A 20,637-nucleotide genomic window follows, 5' to 3' on the forward strand; every position below is an offset into this window, starting at 1 on the left:
CTATTCGGTGACGCCTTGGTATTTTAATGTCTTGTATTCAAGTGCCGAGATTCCGATTTCACTCAAAATCTCCTCTGAGTTCCCGCCTGGGCGAAATGGCGCGCTACGAATTCTGCCTGGCGTCGTTGACAGCTTCGGCGCAATTCCTACCTGCTGAAATCCAAAGTGGCAGGGAAACATTTCCCGCTCTTTCAGTTGCGGATGCGCTGCCACTTCCTCGAGCGACAGAACCGGGGTGACGCAAGCGTCCAGATCGGAAAACTGCTGAACCCATGTATCACGCGGCTTGGAAGCAAAGATACCGGCGAGGACGGTGGCCAACTCAGACCATCGATTGCGGTCATTCAGCAGATCCAATAAATCCGGGCGACCAAGCCCATCAAACAGGGAGCGTGAAAAATTCGCTTCAAGCGCTCCGATTGTAATCCATTTGCCATCCTGGCAACTATACGGACGATAATGCGGCATCTTTCCTAGAAAAGTACCGCGCCAAGAGCCCGAATTATGCCCCCCTCCTAATGCCGTGCTGAAAAGATCGGCCATGAGGTAGATTACTGAGTCGGTGCAGTTAGCGTCGATATATTGTCCCTCACCAGTTTTCGTGCGGTGAATGAGCGCAAGCAAAACGCCAATCACTGCACTCATCGAGGCGCCACCATTGTCGGAAAGTATGTTTTGTGGATTGATTGGCGTTTCGTCAGGGCCGCGAATCATGTCAAGGGCGCCAGTCATCGCAAGATAGTTTATGTCGTGCCCGGCCGCATTCTTCATCGGCCCGCTTTGCCCATAGCCGGTAACAGAACAATATATGAGGCCTGGATTTATCTTTTTTAACTCATCATAGTCTAGTCCCAATTTTGCTAACTTTCCTGGGCGAAATTCTTCTATTAGAACGTCAGCTTTACGCGCCAATTGGCGGAATATTTCTCTACCACGTTCGTCTTTCAAGTTTAATGCAAGCGAACGTTTGTTGCGATTGACCGCGTCGTAAGGCTGGAAACGCAAGGCGATATAGGGATCATCAACGATATCACCGCCATAGGTCTCGCCAAAATTACCAACGTTGGGGCGATTAATATGAATCACTTCGGCCCCGAAATCAGCAAGTAACATACTTGCCAATGGCCCCGGAGAATTCATCGACAGGTCGAGAACCAGACATTTCTCAAGAGGCATAGTCATTGCCTACAGGCCATTCTTAGCACGGCGTCAGCCGCAACTGCGCCTTTGCCTGGTGGTCGCAGTATCAGCGGATTGATCTCGAGCACATCCAGACTGTCGCGCCTCGAAACGGCAAAGTTAGCCAGCATCTCAATAGCATTGAGCGCGCCGTCAATGTCGGCACGCGGCTGTCCGCGCCAACCGTCAAGCAAAGGAAACAGCTTTAGAGAGCGCAGAGCAGAGGCGATTGCTGGACGCGGACTGGGAAGCAATATTGTCACGGCGTCTTGGAATAGTTCAACTGCAGTTCCGCCAATCGCCATAGTCATTGCCAATCCAATACTCGGGACATTCCTGATCCCGACCATTATTTCGCCAATCGCATCAACAACCATTTCCTCCACTAGAAAAGAGTCGATCGCTACATCCGGACAGGTTTGCTTCGTTTTGATTACCATGGCAGCGATTGCTTGGCGAAGATGGTCGACATTGGCTATGCCCAGAGTAACTGCCCCATGCTCCGTCTTGTGCACAATCTCAGTCGACACCGCTTTCAATGCGACCGGGAAGGCAAGTTTCGCGCAATTTTGCAGATCGTGTTTCCCCACCACGCGTCCGGTGGGAGTCACAATACCGGCCGCCGTCAATATTGTCTTTGCCTGCGCTTCATCAAAGCAGCGAGCGTGGGCGCTTATCTCTCTGCTGTGGTCAAGTTCGGGCAGTAGAATGTACTCGGCTCCGGGCGATCTGAGCCGTGCCGCCTTTTTGGCGTAGCTAGCAACCGCACCTATCGCCCTCATCCCGTGATCAAGTCCCATAAGAGGGACCATTCCGTTTTCGATCATCAATGTGCGCGCATCAACCGGTAGGTCTTCCGGCATGGTGTTGACGAACGCACATGGCAGACCGCAGGTTTTTGCCGCGCGGGCAAATGCAATTGAACAGCTGTACCAACCTGCCGGGTCCCAGCCTCCGACCGGGGGGAAACTCATCACAAGTACCGCGAGATCGAAAATGCTGCTGGCGAAGAAAGTGCGGAAGGTATTTTCAACAGCATCAATGGCTTCAAACTGCCCACCTGAAATATCGAGCGGGTTGTTCGGAAGAACGTAATGCGGAAGTTGAGGCCGCATTAGATCCGCGGCGTCATCATCGATTGGCGGCAATGAAAGTCCGGCGGCTTCTGCCGCATCGCCGCCAAGCACCGCATAAGAGCCGGATGATGTCGCGAGTGCAGTGCGGATGCCGGTTGGCCGGTCAGAGAGAACTAGCATCTTTAGTGTTTCTATCGCCTCGAGTTGGTTTGTGACTTCAATGAAGCCAAAGCGTTCAAAGAGCGCCGAGGCTATTGTCGCATCTCCAGATAGCGATGCAGTATGGGTTTGGGCAGCCCGCCCCCCCGCCGAGGAGGCTCCGCCCTTGACAACGACGACTGGCACGTTTTGATGAATTGCCTTCAACGCCGCTCGGCTGAGCCCTGCAACGTCGCGAAAGCTTTCAATATACAGATTGATAGCTTTGACCCGTGGATCCTCGAGCAACGCATCCATCAAATCGGCGATTGTCAGATCGGCTTGGTTACCGACACCGACGAGATAGCCAACAGGCAAAGATCGCCGTGCGCAACCCAAATCCGACAGATAGGCACCGCCATTTGAGATAACGGCTACCCCCTCCTGCACACCGACATGATCACCGAAATGATCCTGCATGAAGACAGATTTGTCAAAGAAGTTAGCAAATCCCGGTCCATTCGGCCCAAGTAGAAGCATGGATCCTGTGGCAGCAATCAGTGCATTCTGACGCTTTTCGCCGTCTTCGCGCATTTCGGAAAAGCCCGCGCTGTTGCACACCGCGCCTATGACCCCGAACGACGCAAGCGCACCCACCGTTTCGACGACAGCCTCTTTGGGGACGGCGATGAAAGCGAGGTCGGGAATTTCGGGCAAATCCGCGATCGAGGCGTGGCAATCGATATTGGCTATAGCATCGCGCCAGGGATTAACGATATAAATCCGCCCTGAAAAACCATTGCGCCGCGCATAGTCGATTGACGCGGAGATATTTGAACCCCCTACGAAAACTACGCTGCCAGGCGCGAGCATCCGTGACAGGCGCTGGGGCCGAGTTAATGACGGCAGTTTTATTGTCCCATCGTCCATAGTGCCTAGCCTTCTTCAACTTCGTCATTCGTCGCGAACGTGCGACATGGTAGCGCGGCACTTGTGATATGAGCAGGCAGGAGACGTCATGAATTTGACCCAAAAAAACATTGAAAGCTGTGTGCTCTTTCAATGGCATTATATTTGCAAAGGATACTTCCGGCCCGAGCGAGCCGATGTCTCGGCTCCAAGCGGAGGACCGGCCTAGATGGTAACGGGCCGCCAAGCCGGCCGCTCACTTCGCTACGGCGTTTGAGTGGTGCGCTCCGCTCGCGACTTGCTTAGCGGCAAGGCGGCTTGCTTAGCGGCAAGGCATTGAACTCGAAGCTCCTGCTGGCTGCAATGCCAGGGGCCGCTTCGCCAGCGACTATGGTCACCAAATTGCGCTCTCTGAATTTGAATGACCGAGAAGAGTGAGAAATGCCGCCACGTGAGTGTATCATGGCCAATGCCCTGTTGGCCGTAGTCTTTGGCGGGCGCCCATCCGGCCGGGCTATGACGGCATAACGGTCAAGCGGCCGCCCGACATGAAGATTCTGACCGTCCCGGTGGCAGAGCCATCTCGCCGCGGAGCGTCTCCCCTGCAGAAGGATGTCACCCAGTTCCCCTTGCGCCTACTCGCAAACGTAGTGCGCACCGCGACGCCGAAGCGCCCGAGCTGCAGCCGCCATGTTCGACAAGCTGCGCCTGAGCCTCATTCTGCCTGGAGAGGCGTTCCGGTTCGACCGGTCGGCGGACTGGACGGTTCTCGGCGGAGAGCGCACCAAGCTTCAGGTGGCGCACTTCAAGCTCAGCTACAGCCGGGCCTTCATCGTCCGGGTCTATCCGCTGCAAACGCACGAGATGCTGTTGCCCGCAACCATGCCTTCCGGGTTCTGGGCGGCGTACCCGGCGCGGATCTACCATAATATGCCCACGGTCGACAGGATCGGCCGCAGCAAGGATCACCACCAGGTCAATGCTCGCTTCTCCGCGGGCCAGCCACTATCTGTTCGAGGCCGAGTTCTGCAATCCAGCCTCGGGCTGGGAGAAGGGTCAGGTCGTGACCTGAGACCCTGAAGCTCCTCCAGTTTTTGGTAGAGTCTGTCCCACTCAAGGAGACGGACGAATGAAGCGTTCACGGTTCACGGAAGAACAAGTCATCGCGATTTTGAAGGAGCAGGAGGCGGGCATGAAGACCGCCGATGTCTGCCGCAAGCATGGGATCTCGGAAGCGACCTTCTACAAATACAAGGCCAAGTTCGGTGGCATGGACGTTTCCGATGCGCGCAAGCTGAAGGCTTTGGAAGAGGAGAACGCCAAGCTGAAGAAGCTGCTGGCCGAGCAGATGCTGGACAATGCCATCCTGAAGGATGTCGCCGCAAAAAAATGGTGACGCCCGATGCCAAGCGATGCGCTGTGGCCCACGCCTGCGATCGGCATGGGGTGAGCCAGCGTCGGGCGTGCAAGGCTCTTTTCGTCGACCGCTCAAGCGTTCGCTACACAAGCATCCGGTCGGACGATGCCGCCGTTCGAGCCGCGATGAAGACGGTGGCTGCCGAGCGCCGCCGCTTTGGCTACCGGCGCATCCACATCATGCTTGAACGGCAAGGGATCGTGATGAACCAGAAGAAACTGCGGCGGCTTTACCGGGAGGAGAAGCTCCAGGTCCGCAAACGTGGCGGCCGCAAACGGGCCTTGGGAACAAGACGGCCGATGATCGCGCCGGGTCGGACGAATGAGCGCTGGAGCCTGGACTTCGTAAGCGATGCCTTCACGGACGGACGCCGGTTCCGGGTTCTGGCCGTCGTCGACGACTTCACGCGCGAGTGCCTGGCGCTGGTCGCGGATACATCGCTGTCGGGCGCCCGCGTCGCTCGGGAGCTGGATGCCATCCTCGCCCGCCGCGGCAGGCCTCGCACGATCGTCTCGGACAATGGCACCGAGCTAACGTCGATGGCGATCCTCAAATGGTGCCAGGAAGGCGGCGTCGAATGGCACTACATCGCGCCCGGCAAGCCGATGCGCAACGGATTCGTGGAGAGTTTCAACGGCCGATTTCGCGACGAATGCTTGAACGAAACGTTGTTCTCCACTCTCACGCAAGCACGGGCAGCAATCGACCTATGGAAGGAGGACTACAACCAGAACAGACCACACTCAGCCCTGGGCAACATCACGCCCATCGAATTCGCCATCAAAATGGCTCTGGAAAAACAGGCCGCATGAGGCCAGAAATGAAACTCCGGACTCTCCATTGAACTGGAGGGAACAAGGGTCCCAGGTCAGTCGAGAAGAACGTTCAGGATACCCGCCACCGACTACGGCAACCGATCCCGCACTTCCCATCGCTGGCGCAGCGTTGCTGGGAACTGTGGCAACAGATTCCCCATGGCCTTACGCCTGGAACGATCAAAGACATCCGGGCCGAGGAAGCACGGTTCCTGATGCCGATGCCGCGAGCCTTTGATGCTGTGTCGAATACATCAAGCGGGTCTGTCCAACCTGCTGGTTCATCTGGAGCGCAACCGCTACAGCGTGCCTGCATCCTTCGCCAATCGGCCGGTTAGCCTCAGGGTCTACCCGGAACGGATCGTGGTTGCCGCGGAGGGGCAGATTATCTGCGAACACCGACGCAACATCCACAATCCTGGAGACCGGAAACGACAGCTTGCGCTTCAAGAACAGCTCAGCCCAAACCGAACGAGCAAGAAGAAGAACGCCGCCTCATTGACCAAAACCTGAGGCGGGTCACTTCTCGGCGAAGATCCCGGGTCAGTTCTCAGCGGAAATCAACATAAATCAGCTTGAATGGTATAAATACGAGTCTGGCAGCCGACCAGGTATCCTTTTCGAGCCGGCGGCGTCAGTCCCTCAGCCCGCTGGCTGAGTGCAAGGACCAGTCCACGACCAGATTGACACCCACCGCAAGGAGGGCGATCGCAGCGGCCGGCAGAAGGGGTGTAATGTCGCCGTACACGATAAGGGTTGCACTGTCGCGAACCATTGTGCCCCAGTCCGATCTGGGCGGCTGTATGCCGAGACCCAGGAAAGAAAGCGCACTGATCAGCAAGAACACGAAGCAAAAGCGCAGACCGAACTCCGCAATCAATGTTGGCAGAATGTTTGGGAGGATTTCGCGGCTCATGATCCATATTGGGCCTTCGCCGCGGAGCCTTGCCACCTCTACATAGTCCGAGACCGCGGCATTGATTGCGACAGCCCGGGTTAGCCGGAAAACGCGTGTCGAGTCGAGCACGGCGATGATGATAATGAGAGAGGGTATCGAGGTCCCGAATATGGACAACAGTAAAAGGGCGAAGATCAACTGCGGTATCGACATTAGTATGTCCACGAACCTCGAGAGCAGCTGATCAGTCCAGCCGCCAAAGGTTGCGGCCATCAGGCCAGCCGCGCATCCGATTGAGAAAGCCAGCACTGAGGTCGTCAGCGCTATGCCTATCGTGTTCCGCGCTCCGTATATAAGCCGCGTGAACATGTCCCGACCCAAGTTGTCCGTGCCGAGCCAGAAGTTCGAGCTCCAAGGCTCGAATTGGGAGCCGACGATGTCGGCTTCGCCGTACGGCGCTATATGTGGTGCAAAGATTGCGGCGAGAACGTAAAGAACAATGACCGTCATGCCGAATTTCGCGCTTAACGGGGCCGTCCCGATTTTCCTGGCACCTGTCCGCGTGATGCCGGGCCGGATAAATGTCATCTGGCTTTACTCCCAATTTGTCGGTCGAAGCTGCCGACGATCATTTCGGATGCATCAGTCGGGGGTTCATGACAATCGACAGGATATCCGCCGTAAGATTAAGCAGGACGTATGTGGTGGCAAACAACAGGCTGCAGGCCTGGACCACCGGGATGTCCCGCTTCTGGACAGAATCGACGATAAGTTGGCCGAGGCCGGGGTATACGAACACGACTTCGACAACGACCACCCCCGTGATGAGATACGCTAGGTTCAGGACGACTACGGTGGCGATCGGAGCAAGAGCGTTAGGGAACGCGTGCCGGACCATGACACGCCATTCGGACATGCCTTTCAGTCGGGCAGTCTCGATATACTGATTACCCAGAAGGTTTACGATCGACGTTCGGGTCATCCGCATCATGTGCGCTAGCACGACCACGGCCAGAGTCAGCGCGGGAAGTGCGACGGCATTCAGCCGCATCAAAAAGGTGGTGCTCGAGTCAACGTCGGACAGGCTGGGCAGTACGCCAGCGTGGACCGCAAGAAACAGGATTAGCATATAGGCAACGAAGAATTCTGGGAATGAGATCGAGGCAAGTGTGACGACATTGATTGCACGGTCGATGAAGGTGTTGCGATAGAGTGCGGCGACAATGCCCCCCAGCAATGCGACGGGGACGGAAATCAAAGCAGCACTGAGCGCCAGGAAAAGCGTATTGAACAGCCGCGGGGCAATAAGTTCCCCGATGTCCCGGCCACTAGCGAGCGCCGTCCCAAAGTGGCCATGGAGTATACCGCCAAACCATCTGAGATAGCTGACGTGAACAGGTAGGTCCAGCCCCAGGTTTTTGCGGAAAGCCGCCACGGTTTCAGGAGTAGCCGACTGTCCGAGCATTTCGGTTGCAATGTCGCCAGGGAGGAATTGAATGCCGGCGAAAATGATCAGCGAAACAATCCAGAGGGTCAGCGCGCCAAGTGCGACGCGCTGACCAATAATCTTAGCAATGGAGGTCATGGTAAGCTTCCGACGTCCTCAGGCTTCAGCGAACCACCAGCGCTCTGTACAACGGAAGCCATCCAAATCCCAGTTGGAAGCTATCTTGCTGTGACGGACTTTCCTCGACAGGGCACTGACGTAGTTCGCGAAGACCGGTATGATCGCGCCGCCGTCATCGCTGCAGAGGGTCTGCATTTCTGAATACATCTCCAGACGCTTGGCGTCATCGAGTTCTGACCGGGCAGAGAGCAATAATTCATTGAAACGAGCGTTCTTCCAATGGCTGTCGTTCCACGCGGCATCGGCGGCATAAACTTGAGAGAACATCCAGTCCGCTGTGGGCCGGCCGGCCCATTGGCTTAGGCAGAAGGGCTTTTTCAGCCAGACGGCGTTCCAATAGCCATCGCTCGGTTCGCGGACAACATTGATGGTGATGCCGGCTTTGGCTGCATTCTGCTGGTAAATCACTGCGGCGTCGACCCCTCCTGGAAAGGCGGCATCTGAAGCTGACAGGCTGACTTTAAGATCAGCAAGACCAGCCTTCTTGAGGTGGAACTTCGCCTTTTCAGGATCGTATTCGCGTTGCGGCAGGTTCTTGTTGAAGAAGCGATTTGTGGACGCGATTGGATGATCGTTGCCGAGCTGGCCGTACCCGCGTAGCAAGGTATCCAGCAGTTGCTTGCGATCAATCGCATATTTGAGCGCCAGTCGGACATCCAAATTGTCGAATGGGGAGACATCGCAATGCATGGGCATGGTGTAGTGTTGGGTACCGCCGACCGATACAATCTCCAGACCTTTGTTCCTCTCTAGCAGGTGGACCGTCTTCAGGTCGCATCGTTCCATCACGTGAATTTGGCCTGTTGTCAGTGCATTAGTGCGCGCCGTGGCATCTTGGATCGAAAGAAGCTCGATCGAATCGAACCAGGCCGCATTCGTTTTCCAATAGTTGGCGAAACGTTTGGCTGTGCCTTTGACGCCGTAGTCGATGTTCTCAAGCACATAACCTCCGGCTCCTACTCCGGAGATGTCTGCTTTTCCGTCCTTCGCCGGCACAATGGCCAAGTGGAAGTCTTCAAGAATGTAAGGAAAATCTGCGTTGCCGTTCTTCAATGAGATGACCACGGCTCCGGGGCCGTCCGCACGGATATCGTCGATCGCCTCAACGATGCTCTTCGCCGCAGATTTGGACTCCTCGCGGCGATGGTAATTGATGGAAGCGATAACATCGTCGGCATCCAAGCTTTTGCCATTGTGGAACTCGACGCCTTGCCGCAACTTGAAGGTCCAGGTCTTGGCATCTTTCGACGCCTCCCAGGATTCGGCGACTTCGCCGGTCAGTTTTCCGTCCGCATCTATCTCAGTGAGATAGCCATGCAGGCTCTTGCCCAATACTTCTGTGAATGTGTTCGTGTACGTCCCGGGATCAAGGGAATCGGATGTGGCGCCGGCGGCGACCCCGAGCTTGAAATGCCCCCCTTTGTTCGAAGTTGATTCCTGGGCGATAGCAGGCAGAATGCCGCCTGATGAAGTGACAGCCAGCGCACCTACCGCAGCCGCGGATTTGAGGATGCTCCGTCGGTTCACGGTCATAGCCATATTCGAACGTTTACGCCCTTTGCTCATTTTCTCCTCCATGATGCCAACTGTCTGCCGCGATCTGCTAGACTAATAGGAGGATTGACGGAAACCTTGTTTCAAACGAACAGTCTCTTGTCAGAATGGCGCGCGTTGGCATAACCTGACTCTCACGGAAGAGTGCCTAATTCGCTCCAAATTGGGGCTACTCATATATCCAATGGGATTGTCGCGCTGCAGATCGATCGTGATCTGCCCTTTCGATGTGTGGGCAAGCACCGCCGCGCGTTGCTCAAGAATGTGCTGGCGTTGAAAGCCCGTTTCTATGCGATGCGCGCCAGCGCACGCGCAAGAGTCAGTCGCAGCACTGCTCCGTCCAGCAGGCGTCCCAACTCGTCCTATCCGCCTCATTGTGGTACGTTGGGAAGGGCGGCGCGGCTGGTCACATAACTGCTAAGTCGTCCGTGAACAATGGGAGGATCAGGCTTCGAGCGCCTTCGGCTGACTTTGGAGGGCGCGATGAGTAGCCACAAAAGAGCCTTCAGCCAGCTGCGCAGGAGCGAGAAGTTGTAGCCCGCGGCGGCCAGGATGGCGTTGACGACGTCGCCCTGCTGGTCGGCGAGGTTAGTTGCGGCCCATCCGGTGCTCGGCCTTGATGTGGGATCACCGGCTCGTTGGCGGAGCGGCGGCGCATCTGGCGTGGCCGGGGTGACGCATGATACGAAGCAGCGCCCGCGCCGCTCGGCTGCCTTCTGCCTTGCTCCCATTTCTTGTAGCCCGGCTGGTGCCCAGTACCGCCGCCATCTGATCCTGTGTCAGGTCCAGTTTCTTGCGGATTGTCTTTGCGTGGACGGTGTAGACGTCCACCGCATGCACCCGAATACCTGCAACCTCCTTGCCCTGCGCGTGGAGCCAGCGTCTCGAACATCGTCTTGATCAGGGCGGCACCAACCTTGGTCATTTCGCTCATATTTTGCTCCTGTTGGCGGCCTATATCGCTTTTGCAAAACGCGGCCACGGCTTTCGCCTCTTGCGTCGCAATTTCTCTCACCTGTCCTTAGATAGAAGAAATTCACTCGCCGAAACGGCGTCAACGAGTCTTGACAGTATTTCCGGGACAAAGGTCGCCTTTGTAGAGATTTGCATTCCTCACAACCTTCAAGGGTGTGCATTGAGCAGATTGCCCCTGTTGTGAAATCAACGAAGCCGATCTCGGCATTCGGTTGGCGACATGCCATAGAGCCGGCGGAAAGCGGTACTGAAACTAGGAGCATCGGCGAAGCCGCAGCTCAATGCGATATTCTGCACTTTTTCGCGGCCATGTTCCAATAACTCCCGAGCCCGGCGAAGCCGCAGCCCCATGTAGTAGGCAGACGGCGCCTGATCCAATTCACGCTTGAACAGGCGACGCAACCGCCAAACCGACAGGTTCGCCGTCTTGCAGATTTGTGTAAGGCTTATCGGGTTCTCTAGGTTGGCATGCATCACCTCAATGGCGCGAACCAAGCCCTGATCCGCACGGATCAGCAGTTGATCTCGATGCAGTTGATCGGCCGACGATGCTTGAGAAGGCGGGCGGTAGCACATGATATCGGCCACATTCTGTGCCAACTCACGACCGAGTTCTCGCTCGGTCAGGGCAAGTATCATATCGAACAACGAGATCACCCCGGAACAACTTGCCCGTCGATCCGTGAGAATCCATCGATCATCGGTAACAAGTTCCGACCCAAACTTATCAGAAAATGCCGAGCGGGATTCGAAGTGGACCGCGGCCTCGCCTGAACGCAGGAGCCCTGCTTTGGCAAGGATGAAGGCACCGCTTTCCACCGACCCCAGCACGCCTTTCTGACGGTCCTGTCGGCGAAGCCATGCGAGCAAGGGCTGCTGGTAACCAGCCTCAAACTCCCAAGATGCCAGCACGAGCGTTACCGGGGCGCAGGAGATTTCTTGGAGCCGCTTCGTTGGTGTAACAGGAATATCCGAGCTGGATATCGCCGGCGCCCCATCCGGCGTCACGATGTCCCAGGTGAATAGTTGCTGCAGTGCCACGCGGTTGATCACGCGTAGGGCGTCGATGCCCAACGCCAGTGTCGATAGAGTGAAGCGGGGGATCAGGACAAACACGACGTGGATCGAATTAGCCGCTTCTTTCATGAGACCGAGATTACGAGTGAAGCGAGACAATATCAGCCGTGCAGACCGCGAATTTGACTGTAGGACGCGCAAATATGACTCCATGCGACGCTGATGCATGCGCCGTGCTAGTGGCGGTGATTCCTGAGCTAGCCGTGATGCTGACGGGCGCCAAAGGATCCTCTAAAAGCGCCACAGTCTTGCTGAGCGTCCTCGTGAGCCAGCCCGGATCCATCTGCGGCGCCAATGCGAGCAGCAGTTCCCTACGAGTGATGAGGCGGCTGGAAAATTCCTCTTTCTCGCCCTGCTCGTCCATCTTGCCGTACTGCATGACGACACTGTCGTCCGCTATTGCCCGGACGGTGGCGAGGGCAGGGGAGATGAACATGTACGCGAGCTCGAAACTCCGACTGGAGCCGGTCGAGAAGCTTCAGGACTCCTTCGGCGACGATCTGGTCAGGCGCCGAAGTTACCTCGTAAAAAATGACGAGTTTCGCCTCGGCGACAAGGACCCTGGGATACCTACCTGCCGCTTGTCCACCCGAGAGTTCGGAGGGCAGCCTGGTCGATGTACCTGTCGGGTTCCAGTTCTATGAGGCACAGCAGTTCGCGAACGCGCTCGGTAAGCGCCTTCCCCTTCAGGCCGAGATACATCTCGGCAGGGCGTCCAATGATTTCCCTGGGTCAAGGCTTCAGGTTAAGGACCGTATCGCCATCTGGTACATCGTCTGGATTTGCCGGAGCTGGTCTTTCGTTCTCTGGCGACAGCTGCCTCCGAACAGAATTTGGCCCTCTCGGGGCCTAAGAAGTCCGGTGGGTCCTCGGGCGGCCGAGAGCATCAGAGCATCGTCCAGCTATCGACTTTCTCGACTTTCTGCCGCGCAGGAGAGCCTTGATGCGGTGGGCCATCTGCCCCACGACGGCAGGGTTGTGGGTTATGTAGACGGCAGCGTTCGAAATTGGAGACTATTCGCCGGATGGCCGCGAGGACTTCGATCTGCGTCGTGGCGTCAAGCGATCGTCAGTTCGTCGAAGATGATGAGGTCTGGGCGGCATAACGTCGCCATGGCGGGTATCGCGCTGAAGCTGAACTCCCGGCCACCTCACTTTCAACCAGCAATCGTGTACGGCAGTTCGCTGCGTCGGTCGTGGTCGATCGCAATGGTGCTCTTGAGCGGTGGAATGGCGCGTTGAATGCAATCAATGCGCGCACAAATGCGGCATGAAACGCCAATAGGCTCGAAAGCCGAGCTGTTGGCCAGCCTGTCTGCGTAGACGAAATCGCCCGCATCGGAAATCTCACATCCGAGCGCTATCGCATAGCGACGGTGCGGGGAGCCAAAACCGCCCTCCGTCTTGGCGACTTCAGTAGCGATACTGAGATAACGCACACCGTCTGGTGTCTCGGCCAGCTGGCAAATCATGCGGCCTGGAGTTTCAAACGCCTGATGAGCGTTCCACAACGGGCAAGCTGCACCGTAGCGGGCGAACTGCAACTTCGCGGCACTGTGGCGCTTAGTGATGTTGCCAGCTCGATCGATGCGCGCGAAAAAAACCGGAACTCCCTTCATCCGAGGCCTTTGCAACGTCGAAAGGCGATGCGCCACCTGCTCAAGGCTGGCGCCAAAGCGCACTGCGAGCAGGTGCAAGTCGTGCCGAAGTTCTTTTGCCGCAGTCAGGAAGGGACGGTAGGGCAACATAAGCGCGCCGGCAAAATAATTCTGGAGACCGATCCTGCATATCTCTGCCGCTTCGGAGGTACGGAAGCGCGCTCGCTCGATGATCGGGTCGATTTCCGCCCGATGCTCCAAGGCGCCGATCTGGAATGCCATCTGAAAACTGCGCGTCGGCGCAGGTGAGTACGAGTTCAAGTACAGCACGCGCGCGGAAGCGTCGAAGTGCCTGATTACCCGCTCGCTGTTGCCCGCACGTGCCACGCGAACGTGATGATGCTGTTCCAGGTGATCTGCCAATGCCGTCCCGACATCTCGATCCGGCACACCCAAGGCTTCCGCCAGATGCTCGGCTGCCCGGTCAAGCTCATCGATGTAGTTGTCAACAAAATGAAAGAAGTCCCGCACTTCCTCGTAGGGTGTCGGCTCGGCAAAAGCATTGGTTCGGATCAGCTGGTCGTCGAAGCTCGCAAGCTGCTCGCTGTTTCTCCGATATGCCTGATGACAGGCGATCAGCGCACGGGCGAAAAACGGTGCGTTTTGGGCAACGAGCTTGAGTTCCTGAAATCCTGCTGTAACTCCGCCGAATACGGGGTCAGCAAGTGCCTCGCTCAGTGCCGAGAGCAGCCGGTCAGCCTCACTGCCGCCGATCGAAGCGATATCCACATGGAATTTCTCAGCCAGCGCAAGAAGCACTGCGGCTGACACCGGTCGTTGATTGTTTTCTATCTGGTTCAGATAGCTGGTCGAAATCCCCAGCCGCTCCGCGAACGCGGCCTGGGTGGCCTTGCTGGCCTCCCGCAATTCGCGGACGCGGCGCCCAATGAAGAGCTTATTGTTAGCCATTTGCAAATTCGCATTTTGCTGTTTGCAATTACATACTTTTTACAAACGCACCTGGTCAATCCTTTTCCTTTCATCGCCGGCGAACTAATGCGGAGCTCATTTCTGCGGGAGGTTCTGATGCGATTGACCAAAGCAAGGCCGAGTTCGCCGCGAAGGAGGTTCACCGCGACGCCGTTGCCGACGGCTTGGAGCCTATTCGAAGCACAGGCAGGGCGCTGATGCGAGGGGTTCTCGAACAACTCGAGGTCCGCCGTGCGCAGGCCCGCATGGGCGGAGGGCAGAAGCGTATCGATGCCCAGCACGCGAAAGGCAAGCTGACCGCCCGCGAGCGCCTCGTGGTGCTTTTCGATGAAGCTTCCTTCGAAGAATACGACATGTACGTCACGCATCGTGCGACGGACTTCGGCATGGATGCCCAGAAGGTGGCTGGCGACGGCGTAGTCACTGGCTGGGGTACGATCAACGGTAGGCTGGTCTACGTCTTCTCTCAGGACTTCACGGTGCTTGGCGGATCGCTGTCGGAGACGCACGCCCAGAAGATTTGCAAGATCATGGACATGGCGGTGCGCAACGGGGCGCCGGTCATTGGCCTCAACGATTCCGGCGGCGCGCGCATCCAGGAGGGTGTTGCCTCGCTTGCTGGCTACGCCGACGTCTTCAAGCGCAACGTCGATGCTTCCGGCGTCATTCCGCAGATTTCGGTGATCATGGGCCCGTGCGCAGGCGGCGCCGTCTATTCCCCGGCCATGACGGATTTCATCTTCATGGTTCGGGATTCCTCCTACATGTTTGTGACCGGTCCCGATGTGGTCAAGACGGTCACAAACGAGATCGTGACCGCGGAGGAACTGGGCGGCGCTGCAACGCACACACAAAAGTCCTCTGTTGCGGACGGGGCTTTCGAAAACGACGTCGAGGCTTTGGAAGAGGTTCGGCGGCTGTTTGATTTCCTGCCGCTGAACAACCGGGAAAAGCCGCCGGTCCGGCCGTTTTATGACGATCCCGAGCGGAGCGAGTTGCGCCTCGACACGCTCGTGCCGGAGAGCGCCAACAAGCCTTACGACATGAAGGAACTGATCCTCGCCATCGCCGATGAAGGCGACTTCTTCGAGCTTCAGGCCGAATTCGCCCGCAACATTATCACCGGATTTGTTCGCATCGAGGGCAGGACGGTAGGGGTGGTGGCCAACCAGCCGATGGTTCTGGCCGGATGCCTCGACATTGATTCCTCTCGCAAAGCGGCGCGTTTCGTTCGCTTCTGCAACGCTTTCGACATCCCGATCCTGACGCTCGTTGACGTGCCGGGCTTTCTCCCTGGCATTGCCCAGGAATATGGCGGCGTCATCAAGCATGGCGCCAAGCTGCTGTTTGCCTATTCCCAGGCGACCGTACCGATGGTGACATTGATCACACGCAAGGCTTATGGCGGCGCCTACGACGTGATGGCGTCGAAACATATCGGCGCGGACATCAACTACGCCTGGCCGACCGCCGAAATCGCGGTGATGGGCGCAAAGGGCGCCGCGGAGATCCTCTACCGGTCCGAGCTCGGCGATCCCGAGAGGCTCGCTGCTCGTACCAAGGAATACGAGCAGCGTTTCGCCAATCCCTTCATAGCCGCCGAGCGCGGCTTCATCGACGAGGTGATCATGCCACATTCCTCACGCAAGCGGATCGCGCGTGCCTTTGCCGCCCTGCGCTGCAAGAGCGTCGAGACGCGCTGGAAGAAGCATGACACGATCCCGCTTTGAGTTCGCAAAAATGTTCAAGAAGATCCTGATTGCCAATCGTGGCGAGATCGCATGCCGGGTAATCAAGACGGCGCACAGGCTTGGCATAGCCACCGTCGCCGTCTATTCCGACGCTGACCGCGACGCCTTGCACGTCCGGCTAGCCGATGAAGCGGTCCATATCGGCCCCGCCGCCTCAGCCCACTCCTATCTTCGCATTGCAAACATCCTGGATGCCGTCTCCGCCACGGGTGCTGATGCCGTTCATCCGGGCTACGGTTTCCTGTCGGAGAATTCGAATTTCGCCGACGCGCTCAAAGCCAATGGCATTGCTTTCATCGGGCCCTCGCCCGTCTCCATCGAAGCGATGGGCGACAAGATCACGTCAAAAAAAATCGCGGCATCTGCCGGCGTCTCCACTGTGCCCGGCCATATGGCCGTGCTCGAAGATGCAAACGAAGCCGTGCGCATCGCCGCGGAGATTGGCTTTCCTGTCATGATCAAGGCATCCGCCGGTGGGGGCGGTAAAGGCATGCGCATCGCCTGGAACGAGGTCGAGGCACGCGAAGGGTTTCACTCCTCTCGAAACGAGGCGAAGAACGCCTTCGGCGACGATCGTATCTTTATTGAGAAATTCATTACTGAGCCACGTCACATCGAAATCCAGGTGCTCGGCGATCAGTACGGCAAAATCGTGTATCTTGGTGAACGGGAATGCTCGATCCAGCGCCGCAACCAAAAAATCATCGAGGAAGCCCCCTCCCCGTTCCTCGACGAAGCAACAAGGCATGCGATGGGAAAGCAGGCCATCGCTCTTGCCAAGGCGGTGGGCTACCACTCGGCAGGTACAGTTGAATTCATCGTCGATCGCGACCGCAACTTCTACTTCCTCGAGATGAACACCCGGCTTCAGGTCGAGCATCCGGTCACCGAGCTGGTAACCGGCATCGATCTGGTCGAGGAAATGATCCGCATCGCCGCTGGCCAAAAGCTGCGCTTTGCCCAGGAGCACGTGAGGCTGAACGGCTGGGCGATCGAAAGCCGGCTCTATGCCGAAGATCCGTATCGCAATTTCCTGCCCTCGATCGGTCGTCTGACACGCTACCGGCCGCCCCCCGAAGGTGCGCGAGCTGACGGCTCACTCATCCGCAACGATACCGGTGTGGTCGAGGGCTCCGACATCTCGATGTACTATGATCCGATGATCGCCAAGCTCTGCACCTGGGCGCCCGATCGTCTGGGAGCAGTCAATTGCATGGCTGCTGCGCTGGATGATTTCGAAGTGGAAGGCATCGGCCATAACTTGCCGTTTCTTGCGGCTGTCATGGACCATCCCCGGTTTCGCGAGGGGCGGCTAAGCACAGCCTTCATCGCCGAGGAGTTTCCGGACGGCTTTGCAGGTGCGTCCCCAACCTATGTGGATGAGCGCAAGCTCGCGGCGGTCGCGGCGCATATCAACTGGAAACTCCAGCACCGCAATGTCCTGATCTCCGGGGCGCTGGACAATCATCGTCGCAAGGTCTCACGCGATTGGATCGTCACGCTTGGCAGCCATACCTTTGAAATCGCGGTGCGCGATCAGGAAGACTCAACCGCGGTTTCATTCGATGACGGCTCGGCCCTGAGCGTTGTCAGCGACTGGCTCCCGGGACGGCACCTCGCGCACTTTGAAATTGGCGACGAAAGCGCCGCGATCAAGACGTCACGGTCAGGAACCGGCTATCGATTGCGCTGGCGCGGAATGGACATCGTCGCCCATGTGCGCAGCCCACCTATAGCCGAACTGGCGCGGTTGATGCCGAAAAAGCAGCCGCCTGACACCTCCAAGCTCCTGCTTTGCCCGATGCCCGGTGTGGTCACCGCAATTGCGGTGACCGAAGGAGAGTCGGTGGAGGCCGGGCAGGTACTGGCCACCGTCGAGGCCATGAAAATGGAGAACGTCCTGCGCGCCGAACGGCGGGCCGTTGTGAAACGGATTGCCGCCAAGCCGGGGGCAAGTCTGGCCGTCAACGAACCCATTCTGGAGTTCCAATAATGGCCGATCCCAAACTCGCCGACTGGCGCACTCTTGCCGAACGGGAACTGAAGGCCCCACCAGATGCCTTGGTATGGCGCACGCCCGAGGGCATCGACGTCAAGGCGCTCTACACGGCCGATGACCTCGAGCAGGTCAGCCATCTCGGTTCACTGCCCGGGCTGAAACCGTTCGTCCGAGGCCCGCGGGCAACCATGTATGCCGGCAGGCCCTGGACAATCCGGCAATACGCCGGCTTCTCGACGGCTGAGGAGTCGAACGCTTTCTACCGCAAGGCGCTCGCCGCCGGCCAGCAGGGCGTGTCGGTCGCCTTCGATCTAGCCACCCATCGCGGCTATGACAGCGACCACGGGCGTGTCGTCGGCGATGTCGGCAAGGCGGGTGTAGCAATCGATTCCGTCGAGGACATGAAGATCCTGTTTGAGGGCATACCGCTCAAGGACATTTCCGTCTCCATGACCATGAACGGTGCGGTCATTCCGATCCTTGCCTGCTTCATCGTCGCCGGAGAGGAACAGGGCTGCCCGCCTGCCAAGCTTTCCGGGACCATCCAGAACGACATCCTGAAAGAGTTCATGGTCCGCAACACCTACATCTACCCGCCCGAACCCTCGATGCGGATCGTCGCCGATATCATCGAGTACACCGCAAAGGAGATGCCGAAGTTCAACTCGATCTCCATCTCCGGCTATCACATGCAGGAGGCCGGCGCGACGCTGGTGCAGGAGCTCGCCTTCACATTGGCCGATGGGCGCGAATATGTCCGCGCGGCGTTGAAGAAGGGTCTCGACGTCGACGATTTTGCCGGACGGCTCTCGTTCTTCTTCGCCATTGGGATGAATTTCTTCATGGAGGCCGCCAAGCTGCGGGCAGCGCGACTTCTGTGGTCGCGTATCATGGAAGAGTTCGAAGCGAAGAAGCCTTCATCGCTGATGTTGCGCACGCACTGCCAGACATCAGGTGTGTCGCTTCAGGAGCAGGACCCCTACAACAACATTGTGCGCACCGCCTATGAGGCGTTGGCCGCGGTGCTCGGTGGCACGCAGTCACTCCACACCAACTCCTTCGATGAGGCGATCGCACTGCCGACGGAGTTTTCGGCGCGGGTCGCGCGAAACACGCAGCTTATCCTTCAGCACGAGACCGGCGTGACCAAGGTCGTCGACCCGCTGGCCGGCTCCTATTACGTCGAAAGCCTGACCGCCGAACTTGCTGATAAGGCGTGGGCGCTCATCGAGGAGATCGAGGCCATCGGCGGTATGACCGTGGCCGTCATCGACGGTTTGCCAAAACGCCTGATCGAGACCACCGCGACTCGTCGCCAGGCGGCGATTGACCTCGGAGACGAGGTGATCGTCGGCGTCAACAAGTACCGGCTGGAAAACGAGATCCCGATCGAGGCTCTTGAGATATACAATGCGGCGGTGCGCGCGGCGCAGATTCGTCGTCTCGAACAAACAAAGCGTCAGCGCGATCCCAAGCGCGTCGACGCTGCCCTTGCCGCACTTGGCGAGACCGCAGCCAGCGGCAAGGGCAATATACTCGAAGCAGCGATCGAAGCGGCGCGCAATCGCGCGACGGTGGGAGAGATCTCCAACAGTCTGCGCCGCACCTTCGGCGATCACGCGGCTGTCCCCGAGGTGATCTCGAAGGTTTACGGCGCCGCCTTGCAGAATGAGCCGGAATACCAAACGCTGGCCTCGCGCATCAAGGACGTTTCCGTCTCGCTCGGCGGTCGGCCGAAAATGATGGTGGCAAAGCTCGGCCAAGACGGTCATGACCGGGGCGCCAAAGTGATTGCATCGGCCTTCGGCGATCTCGGTTTCGATGTCGTCGCCGGGCCGCTTTTCCAAACCCCGGAAGAAGCAGCAAGCATGGCAGTGACCTCTGAGGTTCATGTCGTCGGCGCATCCTCGCTCGCCGCCGGACACAAGACACTCCTGCCGCAACTCATCGAGGCCCTGAAGGCGAGAGGCGGCGAAAACATCATCGTTGTGTGCGGTGGGGTGGTGCCGCGCCAGGATTATCAATTCCTGATGGACCATGGGATCGCCGCCGTTTTCGGCCCCGGAACACATATCTTGGATGCCGCGCGTGCGGTTATCGATCTCATCGAAGGTAAGCGCCGCAATCAATGAACAGTCTTACGGCCTTAGGTGGCGCGGCGAAGCCCCGACCCTCGGAATAGATGGTCATTAATGATCGCTGAACGGAACCGCGACGAAAAATCGGGACTGCTTCGCCATAGGTAGGAAAATGATAGTGAGTGGATGCAACTCAACTACGAAAGTTCCGGGTGTTCGTGGACGCGGACGGAAGTGCGCGCGCTCTATGAACTGCCCTTCAATCACCTCCTCTTCCTCGCGCAAACCGTGCACCGCCAGAATTTCGATCCCAACAAGGTCCAGCTCAGCCGGCTTCTGAGCATCAAGACCGGAGGATGCCCGGAGGATTGCGGCTATTGCAGCCAGTCGGCGCGTCACGAAACCGGGTTGGAGGCGTCCAAGCTGATGGATGTCAGGCGCGTCATCGCCGAAGTGACCAAGGCGCGCGACGCCGGCGCCACCCGTTATTGCATGGGCGCGGCCTGGCGAAACCCCAAGGCGCGCGACATGGATGCGGTGGTGGCGATGGTCGAAG

Annotated in this window: 13 protein-coding genes and 3 pseudogenes; 7 read left to right on the forward strand and 9 right to left on the reverse strand. The window is 57.9% G+C overall.

From position 1 onward, the window contains the following. Together NKI46_RS29730 and NKI46_RS29735 are read right to left on the reverse strand one after the other, a co-directional pair. The gene (locus NKI46_RS29730) at window positions 1-1,176 is read right to left on the reverse strand and encodes a CaiB/BaiF CoA transferase family protein (protein WP_352749412.1); all 1,176 of its coding nucleotides are present in this window, start codon (window positions 1,174-1,176) and stop codon (window positions 1-3) included. A gap of 2 nt (window positions 1,177-1,178) precedes the next feature. Continuing rightward, a complete protein-coding gene (locus NKI46_RS29735; RefSeq protein ID WP_352749414.1) occupies window positions 1,179-3,323 on the reverse strand; it encodes an acetate--CoA ligase family protein in 2,145 nt (714 codons plus the stop codon). A gap of 702 nt (window positions 3,324-4,025) precedes the next feature. Here NKI46_RS29735 and NKI46_RS29740 point away from each other — a divergent pair. The 3 genes and pseudogenes from NKI46_RS29740 to NKI46_RS29750 form a co-directional block, all read left to right on the forward strand. After that, window positions 4,026-4,365 (forward strand): annotated as a pseudogene (locus tag NKI46_RS29740) (IS21 family transposase); the annotation flags it as partial. A gap of 66 nt (window positions 4,366-4,431) precedes the next feature. Continuing rightward, window positions 4,432-5,531 (forward strand): IS3 family transposase gene (locus NKI46_RS29745; protein WP_352749416.1). Its coding sequence is split into 2 segments (ribosomal slippage): window positions 4,432-4,684 and window positions 4,684-5,531, totalling 1,101 coding nucleotides; the frame shifts between segments, so codons are not numbered across the junction. Between the two features lie 32 nt (window positions 5,532-5,563). After that, a pseudogene (locus NKI46_RS29750) lies at window positions 5,564-5,972 on the forward strand (Mu transposase domain-containing protein); the annotation flags it as partial. Between the two features lie 196 nt (window positions 5,973-6,168). Here the strand turns inward: NKI46_RS29750 and NKI46_RS29755 are convergent. The 7 genes and pseudogenes from NKI46_RS29755 to NKI46_RS29790 form a co-directional block, all read right to left on the reverse strand. After that, entirely contained in the window at window positions 6,169-7,020 is an 852-nt protein-coding gene (locus NKI46_RS29755) for an ABC transporter permease (protein WP_352749419.1), read from the reverse strand. A 40-nt stretch (window positions 7,021-7,060) separates the two neighbouring features. Beyond that, on the reverse strand, window positions 7,061-8,017 hold the full coding sequence (locus tag NKI46_RS29760; protein WP_352749422.1) for an ABC transporter permease: 957 nt from the start codon (window positions 8,015-8,017) through the stop codon (window positions 7,061-7,063). Between the two features lie 18 nt (window positions 8,018-8,035). Beyond that, window positions 8,036-9,625, reverse strand: a complete 1,590-nt coding sequence (locus NKI46_RS29765) for an ABC transporter substrate-binding protein (protein ID WP_352749425.1) — start codon at window positions 9,623-9,625, stop codon at window positions 8,036-8,038. Between the two features lie 359 nt (window positions 9,626-9,984). Beyond that, window positions 9,985-10,277 (reverse strand): annotated as a pseudogene (locus NKI46_RS29775) (hypothetical protein); the annotation flags it as partial. Window positions 10,278-10,774: 497 nt separating this feature from the next. Further along, window positions 10,775-11,734: a GlxA family transcriptional regulator gene (locus NKI46_RS29780; protein WP_352749427.1), complete on the reverse strand. Its 960-nt coding sequence runs from the start codon at window positions 11,732-11,734 to the stop codon at window positions 10,775-10,777. A 10-nt stretch (window positions 11,735-11,744) separates the two neighbouring features. Next, window positions 11,745-12,101 carry a P-loop NTPase family protein gene (locus NKI46_RS29785; RefSeq protein ID WP_352749430.1) on the reverse strand — a complete coding sequence of 119 codons (357 nt, stop codon included), beginning with the start codon at window positions 12,099-12,101 and terminating at the stop codon, window positions 11,745-11,747. 721 nt (window positions 12,102-12,822) lie between these two features. Continuing rightward, window positions 12,823-14,232, reverse strand: a complete 1,410-nt coding sequence (locus NKI46_RS29790) for a helix-turn-helix domain-containing protein (RefSeq protein WP_352749433.1) — start codon at window positions 14,230-14,232, stop codon at window positions 12,823-12,825. 218 nt (window positions 14,233-14,450) lie between these two features. On the opposite strand from NKI46_RS29790, the gene NKI46_RS29795 reads away from it, so the two are divergent. The 4 genes from NKI46_RS29795 to NKI46_RS29810 form a co-directional block, all read left to right on the forward strand. Next, entirely contained in the window at window positions 14,451-15,983 is a 1,533-nt protein-coding gene (locus NKI46_RS29795) for an acyl-CoA carboxylase subunit beta (RefSeq protein ID WP_352749436.1), read from the forward strand. Window positions 15,984-15,993: 10 nt separating this feature from the next. Then, on the forward strand, window positions 15,994-17,997 hold the full coding sequence (locus tag NKI46_RS29800) for an acetyl-CoA carboxylase biotin carboxylase subunit (RefSeq protein WP_352749438.1): 2,004 nt from the start codon (window positions 15,994-15,996) through the stop codon (window positions 17,995-17,997). Beyond that, entirely contained in the window at window positions 17,997-20,135 is a 2,139-nt protein-coding gene (gene scpA, locus NKI46_RS29805) for a methylmalonyl-CoA mutase (protein ID WP_352749441.1), read from the forward strand. The genes NKI46_RS29800 and scpA overlap by 1 nt, the downstream gene beginning before the upstream one ends. A gap of 132 nt (window positions 20,136-20,267) precedes the next feature. Then, the coding region (locus NKI46_RS29810; RefSeq protein WP_502896851.1) for a biotin synthase BioB at window positions 20,268-20,637 on the forward strand (370 nt) is incomplete at its 3' end.

The organism is Mesorhizobium sp. M0615 (assembly GCF_040320805.1).
In the GTDB taxonomy this organism is placed as follows: Bacteria; Pseudomonadota; Alphaproteobacteria; order Rhizobiales; family Rhizobiaceae; genus Mesorhizobium.

Bases quoted from the DNA above. Each gene is read 5' to 3' on its own strand.
- NKI46_RS29800 (WP_352749438.1), top strand. From the start codon at position 15,994: ATGTTCAAGAAGATCCTGATTGCCAATCGTGGCGAGATCGCATGCCGG.
- NKI46_RS29785 (WP_352749430.1), bottom strand. From the start codon at position 12,101: ATGTTCATCTCCCCTGCCCTCGCCACCGTCCGGGCAATAGCGGACGAC.
- scpA (WP_352749441.1), top strand. From the start codon at position 17,997: ATGGCCGATCCCAAACTCGCCGACTGGCGCACTCTTGCCGAACGGGAA.
- NKI46_RS29765 (WP_352749425.1), bottom strand. From the start codon at position 9,625: ATGAGCAAAGGGCGTAAACGTTCGAATATGGCTATGACCGTGAACCGA.
- NKI46_RS29730 (WP_352749412.1), bottom strand. From the start codon at position 1,176: ATGCCTCTTGAGAAATGTCTGGTTCTCGACCTGTCGATGAATTCTCCG.
- NKI46_RS29780 (WP_352749427.1), bottom strand. From the start codon at position 11,734: ATGAAAGAAGCGGCTAATTCGATCCACGTCGTGTTTGTCCTGATCCCC.
- NKI46_RS29755 (WP_352749419.1), bottom strand. From the start codon at position 7,020: ATGACATTTATCCGGCCCGGCATCACGCGGACAGGTGCCAGGAAAATC.
- NKI46_RS29795 (WP_352749436.1), top strand. From the start codon at position 14,451: ATGCGAGGGGTTCTCGAACAACTCGAGGTCCGCCGTGCGCAGGCCCGC.
- NKI46_RS29735 (WP_352749414.1), bottom strand. From the start codon at position 3,323: ATGGACGATGGGACAATAAAACTGCCGTCATTAACTCGGCCCCAGCGC.
- NKI46_RS29790 (WP_352749433.1), bottom strand. From the start codon at position 14,232: ATGGCTAACAATAAGCTCTTCATTGGGCGCCGCGTCCGCGAATTGCGG.
- NKI46_RS29760 (WP_352749422.1), bottom strand. From the start codon at position 8,017: ATGACCTCCATTGCTAAGATTATTGGTCAGCGCGTCGCACTTGGCGCG.